The organism is Streptomyces sp. NPDC006365 (assembly GCF_042870755.1).
Lineage (GTDB): Bacteria > Actinomycetota > Actinomycetes > Streptomycetales > Streptomycetaceae > Streptomyces > Streptomyces xiangluensis.
Genome location: NZ_JBIAHS010000001.1, coordinates 724,067 through 742,443 on the forward strand (window position 1 = coordinate 724,067; position 18,377 = coordinate 742,443).

At 69.7% G+C, this 18,377-nt stretch carries 15 protein-coding genes; 6 read left to right on the top strand and 9 right to left on the bottom strand.

The window, feature by feature from the left end; all coding sequences use genetic code 11:
• Window positions 1-12: 12 nt before the first annotated feature.
• The 8 genes from ACFYO0_RS03365 to ACFYO0_RS03400 all read right to left on the bottom strand — a co-directional run bounded on the left by ACFYO0_RS03365 (window position 13) and on the right by ACFYO0_RS03400 (window position 10,677).
• Window positions 13-363: a UBP-type zinc finger domain-containing protein gene (locus tag ACFYO0_RS03365; protein WP_388669786.1), complete on the bottom strand. Its 351-nt coding sequence runs from the start codon at window positions 361-363 to the stop codon at window positions 13-15.
• On the bottom strand, window positions 360-1,847 hold the full coding sequence (locus ACFYO0_RS03370) for an ATP-binding protein (protein WP_388669789.1): 1,488 nt from the start codon (window positions 1,845-1,847) through the stop codon (window positions 360-362). The genes ACFYO0_RS03365 and ACFYO0_RS03370 overlap by 4 nt, the downstream gene beginning before the upstream one ends.
• On the bottom strand, window positions 1,844-3,520 hold the full coding sequence (locus ACFYO0_RS03375) for an FAD-dependent oxidoreductase (protein ID WP_388669792.1): 1,677 nt from the start codon (window positions 3,518-3,520) through the stop codon (window positions 1,844-1,846). The genes ACFYO0_RS03370 and ACFYO0_RS03375 overlap by 4 nt, the downstream gene beginning before the upstream one ends.
• A 210-nt stretch (window positions 3,521-3,730) precedes the next feature.
• Window positions 3,731-4,906 (bottom strand): S1 family peptidase, encoded by a 1,176-nt coding sequence (locus ACFYO0_RS03380; protein ID WP_388669795.1) that lies wholly within the window; start codon window positions 4,904-4,906, stop codon window positions 3,731-3,733.
• Window positions 4,907-5,115: 209 nt separating this feature from the next.
• Entirely contained in the window at window positions 5,116-6,138 is a 1,023-nt protein-coding gene (locus ACFYO0_RS03385) for an ABC transporter ATP-binding protein (RefSeq protein WP_388669798.1), read from the bottom strand.
• Window positions 6,131-8,221 carry a dipeptide/oligopeptide/nickel ABC transporter permease/ATP-binding protein gene (locus ACFYO0_RS03390; protein ID WP_388669801.1) on the bottom strand — a complete coding sequence of 697 codons (2,091 nt, stop codon included), beginning with the start codon at window positions 8,219-8,221 and terminating at the stop codon, window positions 6,131-6,133. Before ACFYO0_RS03390 ends, ACFYO0_RS03385 begins: the two co-directional genes overlap by 8 nt.
• A gap of 14 nt (window positions 8,222-8,235) precedes the next feature.
• Window positions 8,236-9,162 (bottom strand): ABC transporter permease, encoded by a 927-nt coding sequence (locus ACFYO0_RS03395; protein ID WP_388669804.1) that lies wholly within the window; start codon window positions 9,160-9,162, stop codon window positions 8,236-8,238.
• 15 nt (window positions 9,163-9,177) lie between these two features.
• Window positions 9,178-10,677, bottom strand: coding sequence for an ABC transporter substrate-binding protein (locus ACFYO0_RS03400; protein ID WP_388669807.1), 1,500 nt, complete (start codon window positions 10,675-10,677; stop codon window positions 9,178-9,180).
• A gap of 520 nt (window positions 10,678-11,197) precedes the next feature.
• Between ACFYO0_RS03400 and ACFYO0_RS03405 the strand changes: the two genes are divergently transcribed.
• Together ACFYO0_RS03405 and ACFYO0_RS03410 are read left to right on the top strand one after the other, a co-directional pair.
• Window positions 11,198-11,848 carry a DUF4360 domain-containing protein gene (locus ACFYO0_RS03405; protein ID WP_388669810.1) on the top strand — a complete coding sequence of 217 codons (651 nt, stop codon included), beginning with the start codon at window positions 11,198-11,200 and terminating at the stop codon, window positions 11,846-11,848.
• Between the two features lie 360 nt (window positions 11,849-12,208).
• Window positions 12,209-12,871 carry a hypothetical protein gene (locus ACFYO0_RS03410; RefSeq protein ID WP_388669813.1) on the top strand — a complete coding sequence of 221 codons (663 nt, stop codon included), beginning with the start codon at window positions 12,209-12,211 and terminating at the stop codon, window positions 12,869-12,871.
• Between the two features lie 154 nt (window positions 12,872-13,025).
• On the opposite strand, the gene ACFYO0_RS03415 is transcribed toward ACFYO0_RS03410, so the two are convergent.
• Window positions 13,026-14,264: a CdaR family transcriptional regulator gene (locus ACFYO0_RS03415; RefSeq protein ID WP_388669816.1), complete on the bottom strand. Its 1,239-nt coding sequence runs from the start codon at window positions 14,262-14,264 to the stop codon at window positions 13,026-13,028.
• Window positions 14,265-14,442: 178 nt separating this feature from the next.
• Between ACFYO0_RS03415 and ACFYO0_RS03420 the strand changes: the two genes are divergently transcribed.
• Genes ACFYO0_RS03420 through ACFYO0_RS03435 form a run of 4 tightly spaced genes read left to right on the top strand, consistent with a single transcriptional unit; the run spans window position 14,443 to window position 18,266 of the window.
• A complete protein-coding gene (locus tag ACFYO0_RS03420) occupies window positions 14,443-15,399 on the top strand; it encodes a substrate-binding periplasmic protein (protein WP_388669819.1) in 957 nt (318 codons plus the stop codon).
• Between the two features lie 4 nt (window positions 15,400-15,403).
• Window positions 15,404-16,177 (top strand): amino acid ABC transporter permease, encoded by a 774-nt coding sequence (locus ACFYO0_RS03425; RefSeq protein WP_388669822.1) that lies wholly within the window; start codon window positions 15,404-15,406, stop codon window positions 16,175-16,177.
• Complete coding sequence (locus ACFYO0_RS03430) at window positions 16,174-16,971, top strand: amino acid ABC transporter ATP-binding protein (protein WP_388669825.1); 798 nt, start codon at window positions 16,174-16,176, stop codon at window positions 16,969-16,971. The genes ACFYO0_RS03425 and ACFYO0_RS03430 overlap by 4 nt, the downstream gene beginning before the upstream one ends.
• On the top strand, window positions 16,968-18,266 hold the full coding sequence (locus tag ACFYO0_RS03435) for an NAD(P)/FAD-dependent oxidoreductase (RefSeq protein WP_388669828.1): 1,299 nt from the start codon (window positions 16,968-16,970) through the stop codon (window positions 18,264-18,266). The genes ACFYO0_RS03430 and ACFYO0_RS03435 overlap by 4 nt, the downstream gene beginning before the upstream one ends.
• The last annotated feature ends 111 nt before the right edge of the window (window positions 18,267-18,377 follow it).

Below are 18,377 nucleotides of genomic sequence, written 5' to 3' on the forward strand. Positions count from 1 at the left end.
CGCCGGGCCGCGTCAGCGCAGTGTGTCCGCCCAGTTCGCGGGAACCCGGCCCGCGGGCCCGGGCGAGGGCTGGTCCGACGGGCGGCTGGCCGGGGGAGCGAGGGCGGGGCCGGACTCGTACAGCTCGGAGGTCTCGTAGTTCCAGAACCAGGCCTCACCCGGTTCGAAACTGCGGACGACGGGATGGCCCGTGGCCTTGAAGTGGGCCGTGGCGTGCTTCGCGGGGGAGCTGTCGCAGCAGCCGATATGGCCGCACTGGGCGCACCGCCGCAGATGGACCCACCAGCCGCCGACCGCACCGCACTCGACGCATCCGGTGCCGCTCGGCGGAACGCCGGGTTCGATTCCGGTCGGAGTGGTCATGACGCCTCCTGAGGAGTCCCGGGATCCGCGGCCGAGGGTTCGGGATCCTGGGCCGTGAGCGGAAGGAAGACCCGGAAACGCGTGTCGCCGGGCACGGAGTGCACCTCCAGGTGCCCGTGGTGCTTGTTCACCACGATGCGCCAGGAGATGTCCAGACCGAGACCGGTGCCCTCACCCACGGGCTTCGTCGTGAAGAACGGATCGAAGATGCGGCCGCGGATCTCCTCCGGCACCCCGGGCCCCGTATCGCGGAACTCGACGAGCAACTGCTCGCGCTCCAGGGCCGTCCGCACGGTCAGCGTGCCCGCGTCATCCGCGCCGTCCGCGCCGTTCATCGCGGAGACCGCGTTGTCGACGATGTTCGTCCACACCTGGTTGAGCTCACCGGGGTACGTGGGAATCCTCGGCAGTGTACGGTCGTACTCCTTGACGACCTTGATACTCGAGCCGATCTTCCCGGACAGCATCAGCAGCGTGCTGTCGAGGAGTTCGTGCACGTCGCATATCTGGTAGGGCGCCCGGTCGAGCTGGGAGTACTGCTTGGCCGCGTTCACGAGGTTCGAGACTCGCGTCGTGGAGTCCTCGATCTCGTTCATGAGGAGCTCGGTCTCGACGGTGTAGTTGAGCCAGCCCACGGCCCCCTGCAGCATCTCCTGATCTACGACTGCCGCGACCCGTTCCAACCAGTCGGTGTCGAGCCCCGCCTGCACGAACGTCGGGGCGATCTGCCAGCCGCCCTCGATGCCGTGATCGTCGAGCCAGTCGGTGAGCGCGTCCTCGCGGTCGGAGGCTTCGAGGGGGCTCAGGGCGGGCGCCTTGGCGACGCGTTCGGCCGTGCTCTCCTGGATGTCGATCAGAGTTTTCAGCGCCTCACGGTGGTACGGACCCGCGGCGATGACACCGAGTTTGTGCCGCATGTGCGCGACCCGGTCCCGCAGTGTCGAGGTGGCCCGCACCGCGGCTGCCGCCGGATTGTTGAGCTCATGCGTCAGCCCCGCGGACAGCGAGCCGAGCGCCAGCAGCCGCTCGCGCTGGTTGATCGTCCGCTGGGTGTTCTGGCTGCCGAAGAACATCCCTTCCAGCAGATGTACGGCCATGGGGAACCAGTCCCGCAGGACCGCGGCGAACGTCTCGGCGGGCAGGAGGAAGAACCGCGAAGGCTCGGTGACCCGCAGGGAACCCTTGTAGCGCGCCTCATCCGGCATGGCGAGATAGGCCTGCATGGCCCCCGCGTACACCCCGCGCTGGGACGTGCGGTTGATCTCCACGTCGTCGGCGCCGACCCGCCGGGACATCACCAGCGTGCCTTCGAGGAGTACGAAGAAGCAGGTGGCCGGCTCGCCCTCCCGGTACACATAGCCGGGCTCGAACTTCTCCACCCGGCCCTCGCGGCACAGCCGCGCCAGCTGTTCGCCGTCCAGCTTCTCGAACAGGAACAGCGTGCCGAGTTCCGCCGCGTCGCACGGCATCGGCTGCCCGCTCACGACTGCTCCAGATACCGGTGGACGAGCATCACGGCCATGGCTCCCTCGCCGACGGCGGAGGCGACACGCTTGGCGGACTCGGCGCGCGCGTCGCCCGCCACGAACACTCCGGGCACATTGGTCTCCAGGTGGTACGGCGGCCGGTCCAGTTCCCAGTCCGCCGGTGGCCGACCGTCGGCGGTCAGATCGGGCCCGGCGACAATGAATCCGCGGTCGTCCCTGAGTACCGTGCCTTCCAGCCAGTCGGTCAGCGGCGCCGCGCCGATGAACACGAACATCCACTGCGCGTCGACGAGTTCGGTGTGCCCGCTCGTCACATCGCGCAGGGTGAGCTGCTCCAGATGGTCCGAGCCGTGCGCCGCCTCGACGACCGTGCCCGTACGCACCGAGATGTTGGGCGCTTCCGTGATCTGCTGGATCAGGTAGTGCGACATCGAGTCGGACAGGGACGCGCCGCGGACCAGCAGGGTGACCGACTTGGCGCCCTTGGCCAGATGCATGGCGGCCTGCCCGGCGGAGTTGGCGCCGCCGACGATGTACACGTCGTGTCCCTGGCAGGCGGCGGCCTCGGTCAGTGCCGAGCCGTAGAACACTCCGCATCCGGTGAGGTCGTCCGCTCCGGGCGCCGCCAGCTGTCGGTATGTCACGCCGGTCGCCAGGATCACGCAGTGCGCGGCGACCGCGGAGCCGTCGGAGAACCGCACGGTGCGCGCCGCGCCGTTGACCTCAAGACCGGTCACCTCGCGCGCGGTCAGGATCTCGGCCCCGAACTTCGCCGCCTGACGCCGTGCCCGGTCGGTGAGCTGGGAGCCGGACACGCCGTCCGGGAAGCCGAGATAGTTCTCGATACGGGAGCTCTGCCCGGCCTGCCCGCCGGTGGCCGTCCGCTCCACGAGCACGGTCCGCAGTCCCTCCGAGGCGCCGTACACGGCCGCGCCGAGCCCTGCAGGACCGCCGCCGATGACGACGAGGTCGTAGAAGTCGGCAGTCGGTGTCGTGGCAAGACCCACCCGGTCGGCCAGCTCCGGATCCTCGGGCTCGACGAGCGCGGTGCCGTCCGCGGTGACCACGAGCGGCAGCCGCTGCTCGTCCTGCCCGGCGGCGGCCAGCAGCCGCCGGCCCTCCGGCTCGTCGCACGAGTACCAGCGGTACGGCACCTGGTTCCGCGCCAGGAACTCCCGTACCCCCGACGAACGCGCCGACCAGCGGTGCCCGACGACCTTCGTGATCGGCACCGGCCGGTGATCAGAGGATCGCCACGCCTCCAGCAGATCGTCCAGGACGGGATAGAGCTTCTCCTCCGGCGGATCCCAGGGCTTGAGGAGATAGTGGTCCAGGTCGACGACGTTGATCGCGTCGATGGCCGCGTTCGTGTCCGCGTACGCGGTCAGCAGCACCCGGCGTGCGGCCGGGTACACGTCCAGCGCCTGCTCCAGGAACTCGATCCCGTTCATCTGCGGCATGCGGTAGTCCGCGAGGATCACCGCCACCAGATCACCGCGCAGCTTCAGCTCACGCAAGGCTTCCAGAGCGCTCTGAGAGGACTCCGCGCGCACGATCCTGTACGCCTCGCCGTAACGACGCCGCAAGTCGCGGGCCACGGCACGCGAGACCCCCGGGTCGTCATCCACGGTCAGGATGACGGTCCGGCTTGCTTCGGCGCCCTGTGCCATTCGTCTCCCACCCCGAGCGGTCGGCGTCCTGGCGCGGCCTCACCGCAGCACCCGCCAGCGCACGCCCATCGTATGTTCGATCGCCCTGCTTCGCTCCGGAATAATCGGAGGGTACCGGCCCACTCCGGACTCACGGCAGGGACGGGCCCCGTCACCCACGCGGCGACGGAGCCCGTTGACAGTGGTGCGCCGGTCAGGCGGTGTGCGAGATCAGGCCGTGTGCAGGGTGAGGCCGTAGCGGTTGAGGATCTCGTTCACGGGCTGGTACCAGGTCTGGCCGCCACCGCTGCAGTTGCCGTTACCACCGGAGGTGACCCCCTGCGCCTGGTCGCCGCTGATGTACGAGCCGCCGGAGTCGCCCGGTTCGGCGCAGACGCTGGTCCTGGTCATCTGGTGTACCGCGCCCTGGCTGTAGTTGACGGTTTCGTTCTTGCCGAGCACGGTGCCGCAGTGCCAGCGCGTGGTCGATCCCGACCGGCAGATGGAAGCACCGACGGGTGCCTCCGCCGAGCCGCGGACGAGCTGGTCGGAGACGGTGCCCCAGCCGAGCACGACGGGCACCGTCCACCAGCCGCTTCCGACGTTGACCCAGGCGTAGTCGTTCTCCGGGAACGACGACCCCTGGAAGTTGCCTATGTACGACCGGTCCCAGCCGCTGACACCGGCTCCGGCCCGGCCGCAGTGCCCGGCTGTGACGAAGCCCCCGTGCACCGAAAACCCGATGGAACAGCGGACGTTGCCGGTGTAGTAGGGGTCGCCGCCGACCGTCCCGGCGGCGAAGGTCTGCGGTACCTCGTCGGTCTCCTCGACGGTGACCGGTCCTGCCGCACGGGCCCGTGCGACGAACCTCTGGACATCGTTGTCAGCGCGCTGCGCGCCGACGACGCTCACGACGACCGTGCTCGCCCGGGGGTCGACACGCCAGCCGCTGACGCCCTCCGGCGCGGACAGCTTGTCGATGCGCGCCTTGGCCGCGTCGAGCCGGCGCGCGCTGTGCTCGACGGTACGGATGTTCACGCCGCTCTCTCGTACGGCGTCGACGGTGGCGTCGGTGGCGCCGGCCGTCACGGCGACGGTCAACTTGCCGCTCTTGGCGTCGAACCAGGAGCCCCCGTACGCCGCTCCGGCGGCACGCCGCGCCTTCGCTTCGACGGCTGCCGCCGCCTTCTCGTCCGCCAGCCGCGCCTCGGCCTGGGACTTGGTCAGGCCCAGATCCCGTTCCATGGCGGACAGGAGTGCGGCGGAGGCCGGGGCCTCGGAGGAACGGACGGATTCGGGGGCGCCGGTGGCGTCGGCGGCGGAGGCGGGCAGGGCGCCCGCGCCGGCCCACGTGGCGAGTAGGAGGAGTGTGGCCAGGCCGGTACGCATGGCTGTAGTGCGTCTCAAGGCAGTAGCCCTTCGTTGTTCCAGCAAGGTGGGGGTGGAACAGCAGAACGGTGAGAGCGCTCTCGTGCGTAGCGGGGCAGAGCCTAGCCGGTGATCATGGGCAGGTCCATACCAATGGCGTGGCGGATGAACGAGCGGGCGTCGGGGGCGTGTTGGCGGCCTTTCTGGTCGGCCGAGCGGACTTCGGTGGCGCGGGCCGGCATCCCGGCTCAGGAGGCGCCGGCCCGGTGATCTCCCGTGAGCGCGGATGCCTGCTCCAGCGGGAAGTGGCAGGCCGCCGTATGGCCCGGTGCGGCGGCTGTCGGTGTCGGAACGACTTCGGCGCATACGTCCTCCGCACGCCAGCACCGGGTTCTGAACCGGCACCCGGACGGTGGGTCGGCCGGTGACGGGATCTCGCCGCTGAGCAGGATGCGCTGTCTCTTCGACCTGCCCCCGGCCGCCAGGGACGGGGCCGCCGACAGGAGCGCCGCCGTGTAAGGGTGGCGCGGCCGCTCGAAGACCTCCTCCGCCGGGCCCGTCTCCACGATCCTGCCCAGGTACATGACGGCAACGCGGTCGGCGACGTGCCGCACCACGGACAGGTCGTGCGAGATGAACACGTACGACAGCCCCAGCTCGTCCCGCAGATCGCACAGCAGGTTGAGCACCTGCGCCTGTACCGACAGATCCAGCGCGGAGACAGGCTCGTCGCAGACGATGACATCGGGCTCCAGTGCCAGGGCGCGGGCGATCCCGATCCGCTGCCGTTGCCCTCCGGAGAACTCCTGTGGGTAGCGGCGCGCGTCGGACGCGCGCAGTCCGACCATCTCCAGCAGCTCACCCACGCGCGCCTCGCGCTTCGGGCCGGGCACGAGGTCGCGGTGGGTGCGCCAGGGCTCGCCGATCAGATCCCGTGCGCACAGCCGGGGGTTGAGCGAGCCGAACGGGTCCTGGAAGACCATCTGCACCTTGCGGCGCCAGGCGAGCAGCTTCGCACCCGACAACGAGAACGGGTCCACGCCCTCGAACCGTACGGTGCCCTCGTCGGGATGCTCCAGCATCAGCAGAATCCTGGCCAGCGTGGACTTGCCGCAGCCGGACTCGCCGACGAGGCCGAGGGTCTCGCCGCGTCCCAGGCTGAGGTCCACCCCGTCGACCGCGCGTAGCCTGGTGCTTCCCTTGGCGGTGCGCGGCACCGTGAAACTCTTGGCCAGGCCGGTGGCCTCCAGCAGTGTCCCGGACTCAGGCATCGGCCAGCTCCTTCCCGAAGTGGCAGGCGGCAGCTCGGTCGGCTCCGGTACCGGCCAGCGTCGGCCGGTGGGTGGCGCACAGGTCGCGGGCCATCGGGCAGCGCGTACGGAAGGCGCAGCCGGAGGGCACGGCGCGTGGGTCGGGCGGGCCTCCGGGGATGGAGCTCAGCCGTGAGCCCTTGTGCTGCTCGGCCGGCACCGACTCCAACAGGCCCCGGGTGTAAGGGTGGTTGGGTTTGCCGAACACTTCGGCCACCGGCCCGGTCTCCACGACCGTACCCGCGTACATGACGGCGACCCGGTCCGCGTGCTCGGCGACGAGCCCGAGGTCGTGCGTGATGAGGACCAGAGCCATCTGCTGCTCGCTCCGCAACTCCGTCAGAAGGTCCATGATCTGGGCCTGCACGGTGACGTCCAGTGCCGTCGTGGGCTCGTCGGCGAGCAGTACCTTCGGCCGCAACGCGACCGCCATCGCGATCAGCAGTCGCTGGCGCATGCCTCCGGAGAACTGGTGCGGATACGCGTCGGCGCGTGACCGCGCCTCGGGGATGCCCACGCGTTCCATCAGCTCAACGGCCTTGTCCCGCGCGGCGCGGCGCGACATCCGCTGGTGGATACGGAACGGCTCCGCGAGCTGGGCCCCGACCGTGTGAACCGGATTGAGCGCGCTCAGCGCGTCCTGAAAGACGATGGCAAGGCCGGGACCGGCGAGTCGGCGCCGCGCCCGTGTTCCCAGCGCGAGCAGGTCCTCACCCTGCAACCGCGCCTGCCCGCCCATGACTTGAGCGGCGGGATCGAGCAGGCCCGCGACGGCGTGCGCGGTCATACTCTTGCCGCATCCGGACTCGCCCAGCAGAGCGAGGGTCTCGCCGGAACGCACGCCGAAGCTCACGTCGCGCACGACGGAAACGGGCCCCGCGGGGGTACGGACCGAGACCGAAAGACCGTCGACGGCCAGGATGTCAGGGGGAGTCGTGGGCGGCTCGGCAGGGGAGAGGACGTCCCGTGTTTCTGGAGTGGCCGATACCGGTTCGCTCGGGTTCCCCGCCGAGATGGACTTCGTCGGCTCAATTCCCGTCTCCTGGACCGCCGGAGCGGGTTCAGGGCGCCGCCCCTCACGCCGCAGCCCCCGCCGCCACCGCTGACCCGGGTCCGTCGAGAGCCGGGCCCAGGCCGCGAGGACGGTCGCCGACACCGTCGTGATGACGATGGCGAGGCCGGGAAAGACCGCTATCCACCAGGAGCTCTGCAATTCCTGTCGGCCCTGCGCCACCATCAGCCCCCAGCTCACGTCCGGCGGCTGGATGCCGATCCCCAGGAAGCTCAGTGAGGACTCGGTCAGCATCACGAAGCAGAAGTCGAGGGCGGCGACGGTGAGCAGGGTGGGCAGTACGGTGGGTGCGACGTGGCGTCGGATGGTCGCCCAGCCGCTGGTGCCGAAGGTGCGGGCCGCGTCGATGAACAGCCGGCTGCGCAGTTCGGCGGACTCGGCCCGGGCGGTCCGCAGATACACGGGGATCCGCGCGACGGCCAGTACCAGCACGATGTTCGCGGCGCTCGGCGAGAACACGTACAGCACGACCACGGCCAGCAGCAGCGAGGGGAAGCTGAGGATCACATCGGCGATCCGCAGGGACACGTTCTCGCGCCAACCCCCGTGATAGCCCGCCCACATGCCCCACACCGAGCCGACGAGGAGGGAACACAGGACGGCGGGTACGGCCACCGACAGGGTCGTCCCGGCCGCGGCGATCAGCCGCGCGGCGACGGGGCGGCCGAGGGAGTCGCTGCCGAGTACGTACGCCCAGCCGTCCTCGAGGCTGAAGGGCGGCCGGCCGGGGTCGCGCAGGTTCTGACGCGTCGCCAGGTCACCGATGAGGAGCGGGCCCAGCACGGCGCACAGCGCGACCAGTAACAGAAACATGGCCGCCGCGAAGGCGAACCGGTCCTGGAGCAGCAGAGCAGGCCATCTCACCCGTACCGCCGCACCGTCGGTCCCGGAACCCCGGCCGCTCTCCGCACCCGTGTCCCTGTCCTGTCCCTTGTCCGCGTCCTGCCGGAGCACGTCGTCCTTCGGGAGCATGTCACCTCCTTGACTCACGCCGCCGCCTGCTGCCGGACCCGTGGGTCGAGGAGCGCGTGACAGATGTCCACCAGGATGTTGAGCGCGAAGATCACCAGAGCGGTCAGCAGTACCGCGGCCTGCAGAACCGCGAAGTCACGCTGCAGAACCGAGTCGATCATGAGCTTGCCGATGCCGGGCCAGCCGAAGATCGTCTCGACGACGACGGCACCGTTGACCAGCCCGACAGCGAGGTCACCCGCGACGGTGAGCGCCGGTGCCGCCGCGTTGCGCAGGGCGTGCCCGAAGACCACCCGCGACTCGCTCGCACCCTTGCTGCGTGCCACCTTGACGTACGGGGCGGACAGCGCGGAGACCATGGCGCCGCGCACCACCTGCACCAGCACGCCGAACGGGCGGATGAGCAGCGTCACCACGGGCAGCACCCACGCCGCCGCGCCGCTCGTGCCGGAGGTGGGCAGCCAGCCCAGCGTCACCGCGAACACCAGCACGCCCATGATGGCGAACCAGAAGTCGGGAACGCTCGCGGCCGTCGAGGACAGAAAGCTCGCGACCCGGTCCGTCGCCGAGTTGGGGCGGTACGCCGCCAGGCTGCCGATCACTACGGCGCCCAGGATGGCGAGCAGCATCGTCCACCCGGCGAGCTGGAGGGTGGCGGGGAAGGCCCGCAGCACCGCCTCACCCGCCGGCTGGGCGGTGCGCAGCGATTCACCGAAGTCCAGGTGGACGACCTGGCCGAGGTAGTCACCGAACTGGGCGAGCAGCGGGTCGTCGAGACCGTTGCGGGCGGCGAACTCGGCCCGCATCTCGGGCGTCGCGCTGAGCGGCAGGTACAGATTGGCGGGGTCCCCGGTGAGACGGGCCAGGAAGAACACCCCGAGAACCACGACCAGCAGGGGAATGACACTGGAGACCGCGCGGCGGCGCAGCATGGTGAACATCGGCCCGCTCCTCCCTCAGTCCGTACGGTGCATGTCGGCGAGCCGCATCTCGTCGTTGGTGGCCGAGTCGGGCCGGTAACGGACGTTCGGGGAAAGGGCCATGATGCCGGTCATGTTGGCCATGACGGCGTCCCGTACGACCTCGTCGTTCTGGTACGCGAACGCGTCCGCGAACGCCTTCTGCCGCGCTTCGCCGGCGGCGAGCTGGGCCTGGTTGATCAACCCGTCCAGGTCCGGAGTGCCGTAACTGCTCTGCGCGCCCTTACTGCCGTAGATCTGGCCCATCGTGAACGCGGCGTCCCCCGCCTGGTTGCCGTGCTGCGCCTGGAGGAGGGTGGGACCGATGCCCTTGGGAAAGGGCCGCAGCAGGTACTCCAGCCAGGCGTTGACGTCGAGCATCTTGATCTCGACCTTCAGCCCGGCCTTGAGCAGGCCGTCCTGTACGACCTCCATCGCCTCGGCAGCCTTCGGGTAGATCGCGTTGCGGCCGATGATCGTGATGGTCCGGTCGGTCGGCACTCCGTCGGCGCGTGCCTCGGCCACGAGTTTCTTCGCGCGCTCCGGGTCGTACGGCCATGGCCGTACCCGTGGATTGTGTCCGGTGACGCCCTTCGCCACGAGCTGGCCGCTCGGCCGTCCCGCGAAGACCGCCGTGACCAGGCCTTCCCGGTCGATGGCGTAGTTGATGGCCCGGCGGATCCGGATGTCGTCGAGCGGTGGCTTGTCGGCGTCCATCCGCAGGAACGAGACCTCGTTGGTGGCGAACTCCACCGCCCGGTCGCCCGCCCCGTCCTCGGGAGCGAGCCCGATCGCGACATCCGCCTCGTCGTTGGTCACCATGGCCGCGCGCACGCTGCCCTCCGCACGCCATACGTACTTCGCCGCGGCGTACTCAGGATCCTTGCCCCAGTAGCCGGGGTAGCGCTTCACGCGCAGAAAGCGGCCCTGGCTCCATTCGTCGATCCGGTACGGGCCTGTGCCGACCGGCTCGCGCACTCTGGCACTGGGGTTGGTGGTGGTCGGCACGATCTCGACGAAGGACAGGCGCAGCGGGAGGATCGGGTCCGGCTTCGCCGTCCTGACCTCAAGTGTCGTGTCGTTGACGGGAGTTGCGGTGACCTCGCTGTCCGTGAAGATGTAGCCGTCGACATTGCAGTCGATGTCCGAGTCCGTGGCGCGCTTGATCGAGAACGCGGCCGCCTCAGCCGTGAGCGGTGTGCCGTCATGGAACGTGACGCCCTCGCGGAGCGTGAAGGTCCACGAAGTGGGCGACGTACGGGACCACTTGGTGGCCAGGGCCTGTTCCAGCCGCCCCGTGGACGGCTCGCGCTCGGTCAGCGCCTCGGTGATGTTGGCCCGCGTCACCCGGCCCGTCGCGGTGAGCGAGGCATCGCAGGGCTCAAGGGTCGGCGGCTCCTCGGGCAGGACGACGCGCAGAGTGTCCGGACCTTCACCGATGGGGTCGGCACCGGCCACCGAACACCCTGAGAGGGCGAGCAGTACGCCTACGGACATGAACGCACCCGCCGCCCGCCCCTGGCGAGAACGGGCCGTCGAACGGGTACGCACTAAGCCTGGACCGGTCACTGATCCTCCGTGCTGTTCGAGCTGTGTCCACAAGAAGAAACAGCGTTTAGATATGTGGACGCGACATTATGAGATCGACTGTGCCGAAGGCGTCAAGATGCGTGCAGCAAGAGACTGGACGCCTTGCATCTTCACCGGCACGTCACGTACGCGGACAGGGTGGAATCCTGAATGGCTGGAGATCGCCCTAGTCCGCCGGTGCGCAGCCCCATACGATGCGCGATGGCTCACGGCCTTCACATTTCCTTCACGAGGCCGTGAGTGCGCTCCTGTGTTTGGCATGCACATGACCTTCATGTTGTCGGGTGCGCATGCCCACGCCCTTGCTCCATCCGACGCACCTGGTCAGCGACGGTCTCCGCGCAGGCGGACCCCGCACCCCCCAACCCCGGCGGCGCCGGCACCCGCCCGCACCGCCAGGACCACCGAAGCACCGGATTGGAAGAAGATGACTGGTGGACTGCTTCTGAGCGGCGCGGTCACAGCGCTGTTCGCCTCGGCGCTCCCCGCGCCGCAGAGCTCCTCCGCGATCACCGACCCGCCCCCGGACAAGATCGTGATCGAGGTCGCCACGGTCAACGGGTCGGGTTGTCCCCGGGGGACGGCCGCCGTGGCCGTCTCGCAGGACAACACCGCCTTCACGGTGACGTACAGCGACTACCTCGCCCAGGTGGGCGGCGGCGCCAGTCCCACCGCGTTCCGCAAGAACTGCCAGCTCAACCTCATCGTCCACGTACCGCAGGGCTTCACCTACGCGGTCGCGAGCGCCGACTACAGAGGCTTCGCCTCGCTCCAGCCGGGCGCGAGCAGTACCCAGAAGGCCTCGTACTACTTCCAGGGATCGCCGAACACGGAGTCCAGAACCCATCCGTTCAGCGGCCCCTACAACGACAACTGGCAGGCGACCGACACCACCGACTGGGCACAACTGGTCTGGGCGCCCTGCGGAGTGCAGCGCAACTTCAACATCAACACGGAACTGCGGGTCAATGCGGGAACCTCCGCCCCCGGCAGTACGAGCTTCATGACCATGGACTCCACCGACGGTGACATCAGCACCATCTATCACCTGGCCTGGAAGGAGTGCCCCGGGAAGTAACGCGGGAACACAGCGACCCTGACCCGTTGTCCGCTGCTGACCGGGGCCCACCCCGGTCAGCAGCGAAAGTCCCTTCCGTACGGGCCAGTTGGCCGTGGAGTCCGCAGGGCCTCGTAACAAGTGCGCCACTTCCGGACGCGTCGATCGAATGCTGACCGGATTTTGACTCCGGCATGGCAGGCTCTGCGTGTCCGTAGACCGGCGGACGCGTCCCGCAGTCGACCGAAGCGGCACACCATGACACTGACCGTCCTGAACTTGGACCACCAGCGCGCCAGCCTTTTGACAACGTTGCCTTCGATGGCGCCACCGACATCACCAAGGCGCTCCGGCCTCCTCGCCCGCTGAGTGAACGGCGACATGAACTACGTCATCGTTTCTCTCGACCGATCCCGCAGCGGACCCCTTCTGCGCGCCCTGCGCGGGGCACGATTACTCCCTCCGCTCATCCACCCGTGGGGATCGCACCACGCCTACGAAGAGCTGCTGACCGAACCGCGGCCGCTCGCGATTCTCGACGTACCGGACGAGCGGTGGAGACCCGGCCTGGAGCATCGCGTCGGACTGCTGCGCCGGCTGGCGCCCGTGATAGCGCTCGTGCCCGAAGGCGCCGATGCCGCCGACCTCCTCGACGCCGGTGCCGACAACGTCCTGACGCGGAACATGCCGGTCGAGGAACTGGCCGTACGGCTGGCCACGGAACAGCGTTCGCTGGCCTCGGCCGGGCCCGTGCCGCACGAGCAGTGTTCCCCGCCCGCCTCGGCGCTTCCCCGCCACGGCTCGCAAAGACTGCTCCTGCGTCTGCTGCTCAGCGACCGGCGACCGTGGTGCTGCCACGATCTGAGCCAACTGCTCGGCACCGCCGAACAGCCCCTGAACCGTGCGGCCCTGCGCGCCCGGCTCGACAGGCTCCATTCCGTTCTGGAGCCCCTGGGACTGGCCCTGACCAGGTCCGGGGCCTGGAAGCGGCTCTTCTACACGGTCGTGCCTTCGGCTGGAGACCGCGCTGCAACCCGGCCATGACAGTCCATCAGCGGCCGCCGCGCCCAGCTCGGGCGTACGAGGTGGTGCGCACCGCCGCGGTGTACTGCGGCCTGCCGGGAGTGTCCACGAGCTCCTCAGGCGCAGGCCGGGATTCGGTCCAGGAAGACCTCGAGCGCCTCGCCGAGTTGCGGACCTAGGAATCGCCCGCAGGGGGTACGCCGCTGCCCAGTCGGTCGGCCAGACAGGCCAGGTACAAAGCCATGGTGGTCCGGTGCTCACGCAGGGGACGGCCGGTGATCTGCTCGATCTTGTTCATTCGGTAGACGACGGTGTTGCGGTGGATGTGCAGGGCCGCGGAGGCCCGTACGAGGTTGAAGCCGCTCTCGCACCAGGCGGTGATCGTGTCGCGGAGTACCGGCCAGTCCGGTTGGGTGAGCAGGTCCGCGGCGGTGAGGTCCAGCAGGCGGTTGCGGGCGGGCTGGCCCACCGCCGCCAGGACCTGGTGGACGCGGAGGTCGGTGATCAGGTGGACGGGGGAGCCTCCCCCACCCTCCGGGCGGGGGGACCCCCATCTCGTTTCGCTCCCCACGCGGGCGCCGAGGCGCAGTGCGTCGCAGGCGTCCTGGTAGGAGTCGTGCAGGGCGCCGACCGAGGAGGCGGGCTCGCCGATCCCGGCGCGGGCCGCGAGGCCGTCCTGGGCGGCGATGACGTCGGTGACCCGGCGGCAGTCGCCGACCAGCGACGTCATCGGACGCCGGGCCGGCAGCCGGTGCAGTACGCCGATCCAGCCGGGCGCCGTGGTGGCGACGATGTCCTGGGGGTCGGCGAAGACCTCGCGCACCGTGCGGAGCAGTTCCGAGCGGATCAGCGCCATGTCCCGGGTCGGCGCCCCCTGGCGGCGGGCGCCCGCATCGGGCACGGTCACCTCGAACGCGACCGCCACCCGCCGAAGCCGCAGGTCGAAACCCAGCTCGGCGGCCCGGAACAGCAAGAACTCGCCTTCCACGACATGAGGGTCGTACGAGGCGATGTCGGCGAACAGTTTCTCGGCCGCCCGCTCGGCGAGCAGTCGGGAGCGCAGCATCACCGATTCCCGCAACAGAATCTCCGTCTGGCGCTTCACCAGGAGTCCGAAGCGGCGCACCTGGGCGGGCGTACCGGTGATCCCGACCGTGCCTACCGCCTGCCCGTCCGTGATCAGCGGCAGGGTGACTCCGGGGCGTACGCCCCGCAGTTGGAGAGCCTGCGAGGTGGTGTGCGTGGCGGGCTCCTTCGTACGGATCACGTCGACCGACGCCTCGTGGAAGGTGCCGACCCGGCTGCTGTCGCCGCTGCCGATGACCGTGCCCGTCGCATCGGTGATCAGCACGTTGAAGCCGATGACCGCGGAGGTGTCCCCGGCGATCTCCTGCGCGAGTGACGGGCTCAGCATCAAGGCTCCTCCCACCGCGGGGCCGTTGCCCGGACTGGACGCACCGTACAGTGCATCGAGCGATTTCGGCCATAAGTTCGGACGAAGTGACCGGTGACGTACCGAGAGCCTGTCCATAGCGTATGGGCCCTGTCACATCCCCCGCCGGGGCACAGCGAGTGAACGGCGGACCCCTTCAGTGCCAGAACGGAAGGCCATGCTGATGACCCGTATGCGCTCACTTGTCGCCGCTTTGTCCGCGACACTCCTGCTTTCGGCCACCGCCGCCTGCGGCTCGGACAGCGACGACGAACCGACCAACGTGTCCGCGAAGGCCGCCGGGCTCGGCACCCTCGCGCCGGGCGTGCTCAAGGTGGCCGTCCAGCCGTACGCCCCGTACACCAGTGTCCAGGGCGACAAGATCGTCGGACTGGACGGCGACATCCTCAACTACGCGGCGGACAAGCTGGGGTTGAAGGTCGAGCCCGAGGTCACGGACTTCGCCGGCATGCTCGCCGGAGTGCAGTCCCGCCGGGTGGACATCACCATCGGCGGCGTCGCCTGGTCCGAGGAGCGGCAGGAGCAGGGGCTGTTCACCGATCCGCCGTACTACTCGCCCCCGGCGATGGCCGTCAGGAACGGCAAGACGTACAAGACGGTCGACGACCTGAAGGGCCTGGAACTGGGCACGGTCGAGGGTTATGTCTGGGTCAAGTCGATCCAGGCCGTGCCCGACGCCAAGCTGCACGCCTACCCCGACGCCAACGGCGTCTTCGACGACCTCGGCGCCGGCCGCGTCGACGTCGGCTTCCTCGACCCGCTGATCATCATCGCGGCGCAGAAGGAACGGCCGGAACTGAAGATCGAGACCCAGTACATGACGCCGCCGACCGCGGAGCAGGTGAAGGCGAAGCCCGCGTACGAGTACTTCCAGCCGTACCAGACCGGCTTCTACCTCCCCAAGAAGGCCACCAAGCTGGAGAAGGCGATCTCCGAGCAGATCGTCGCCATGTACAAGAACGGCGAGATGGAGAAACTCGTCAAGAAGTACGGCGGTGACCCGGAGCAGTTCCTCACACCCGACGCCGCTGTCGCCCCCGCGCGCCAAGGCGTGGACCGGCCCCAGGACTGGACGCCGCCGTCCATCGCCCAGTGAGGGGATGACAGTGTCCGAGCTCTTCCAAGTCCCTTGGTCCGACTACCGTTCCGACCTCATCGACGCGCTCTGGCGCACCCTCTCCTACACGGTCGTCAGCTTCCTCGGCGCCGTACTGCTCGGCCTGGCGGTGGCCCTGCTCAGGCTGAGCAAGGTATGGCTCGCGCGCGCCGTCGCCGCCGTCTACACCGAGGTCTTCAAGAACATCCCGCTCCTGGCCATCATCTTCCTGGCCTACTTCGGTCTGGCCTCGGCCGGGCTCAAGCTGGACGTGTTCACGGCCGGCTGCGTCAGCCTCATCGTCTTCTACGCCGCCTACCTGTCCGAGATCTTCCGCTCCGCGATCAGCGGGGTGCACGCCGGACAGACGGAGGCGGGGGAGGCGCTGGGGCTGGGCAGGGCAGGCATCTTCGGCCAGGTGATCCTGCCGCAGGCCGTCCGGCAGGCACTGCCCGGCACCAACACCTTTCTCGTCGACCTGCTGAAGTCCACATCGCTGCTGGTCACCATCTCCGCCGCCGAGCTGATGTCAGAGGGGCGGCTGATCACCTCGTCCACCTTCCGGGCGCTGGAGGTGTACCTGGTCATCTCGGCCATCTACTTCGCCCTCTGCTACCCGCTCTCCCAGCTCCTCCTGCTGCTGGAGCGGAAGGTGCGCGCGGGCGTCCCTCTGTCCCCATGGCGACGGCGCCGGATGCGGGCCGCCCGCGCACTGCTCGCGGCCGACCTCTCGGCCGGCACCGACCGCAGGACCGACCGGAAGGAGGCGGCGGTATGACCGAGCCCGTCACCACAGCGAAGACCGTCATACCGGCCGCCGCCACCGAGGCCGTAGTACGGATCGAGGGCCTCAGCAAGTCCTTCGACGGCCGTCTCGTCCTCGACAACGTGAACCTGGAGGTCGACCGGGGCCGGATCGTCAGCGTCATCGGGCAGAGCGGCGGCGGCAAGACGACCCTGATGCGCTGCGTCAACCTGCTGGAACGGCCGGACGGCGGCACGGTCGAGGTCGCCGGTGAAGTGGTGCACAACGGAGGCAAGATGGTCTGCCGCGACCTGCCCGGGCTGCGTCGTACGGTCGGCATGGTCTTCCAGCGGTTCAACCTGTTCCCGCATCTCACCGCCGTGGAGAACGTCGTCCTGGCGCAACGCAAGGCGGGCGTCCCCGAACAGGAGGCGCTGGAGCGGGCAGTCGCGCTGCTGCGCCGCGTCGGGGTGGCCCACCGCGGGCTCGCCCAGCCCGAGCAGCTCTCCGGCGGTGAGCAGCAGCGCGTCGCCATCGCACGGGCCCTCGCCCTCAAACCCGAGGTGCTGCTCTTCGACGAACCCACCTCCTCCCTGGACCCGGAGGCCACCCGCGAGGTGCTGAACGTGATGCGGGAACTCGCCGCGGACGGAATGACGATGCTGCTGGTCACCCATGAACTGCCGTTCGCCCGCGAGGTGGCCGACCACGTCGTCTTCGTCGACGGCGGCCGGATCGTGGAGGAGGGCAGGCCCGAGGACGTCATCGACAATCCCGCCCGCGCCCGGACCCGGGAGTTCCTCGCCTCGTACGGACCCACGTCATGACCGGTGCACCCGGCAAGGCGGGCCCGCTCGGCGAGGGCCCCGTCGTGGTCGTCGGAGGCGGCGTCGTCGGACTGTGCACGGCGTACTACCTGACCGCTGCCGGTCTTCCGGTCGAGGTCGTCGAGCGGCGCGGACTGGGCTCCGGGGCCTCCCGTGGCAATGCCGGATGGGTCTGCCTCAGCCATTCCACGCCCGTCCCGGCACCCGGAGTGGTGCGCTACGCCCTCCGCTCGCTGGGACAGCCGGACTCGCCGCTCTATCTGCGCCCCCTGCCGGATCCGGCATTCGTACGGTGGTTGTGGCGGTTCTGGCGCAGCAGCACACCGGCCGCCTTCCGTCGCGGTTACGCGGCGATCGCCGAGCTGAACCGCGACACCTTCGACCTCTTCGACGGTCTGCGCGAGGACGGCGTGGCCACGACGCTGACCCGCCCCGGCATGGTGCACGCCTTCCTGTCGCCGGCCGAGGCCCGCCACCATCTCGCGATCCAGCGGCAGATGGCGGACGGCCGCTACCCGATGCCCGACGACGTCACCACCGGACCCGAGGCACATCTGCTGGACGACGCGCTGTCGCCCGGGGTGCGCGCGGCCTACCTCGTCGACGGGGAGGGCGTGGTCGATCCGGAGGCGTTCGCCCGGGGGCTGGGGGAGGCGCTGGCCGACGCGGGGGTGAAGGTCCACGAGAACGCGGAGGCGACAGGGTTCCGGTCGACCGCGGGGCGCATCGCCGCGCTGCGGACCACCCAGGGGGAGATTCCCTGTGCGGCCGTCGTCGTCGCGGCCGGGATGCGCTCGCCGCACCTGCTGCGCTCACTGGGACAGCCGCTGCCGCTCCAGGCGGGCAAGGGCTACAGCTTCTCGGTGGAGCTGGACCAGGCGCCCCGGCACACGCTGTACTTCGGCGAGCGCAGGGCCGTCGCCTCACCGATCGGCGGCACCACGCGGATCGGCGGCACGATGGAGCTGAGCGGCAACAACAACCGGCTCGACTGGCGCCGTATCGTCGCCGTCGCCCTCGCCAGCCGGCACTACCTGGGCCGCTGGTTCGACGACCCGGACGACCTGGTCGGCCTGATCCGCGACCCCTGGGTCGGCGGGCGGCCGTTCCTCCCCGACGGGCTCCCGGTGATCGACCGCGTCCCCGGCCACCACAACGCCTTCGCGGCCACGGGCCACGGCATGCTCGGCGTCACGCTCGGCCCGGCCACCGGGCACCAGCTCGCCGAGTACATCCGCACCGGCCGACGGCCCGAAGCCCTCGCGCCCTTCCGTTTCGACCGGCTGAGCCGCTGATCCGCTGGGGCGCCGAGGTGCGGCGTGCGGCTCGGTGCCGGAGCCTCGGGGCGTGGTCGAGGACGTCACCCTCCCCCATGACGGCGACGTCCTCGACCGCTCCCCCGGTGC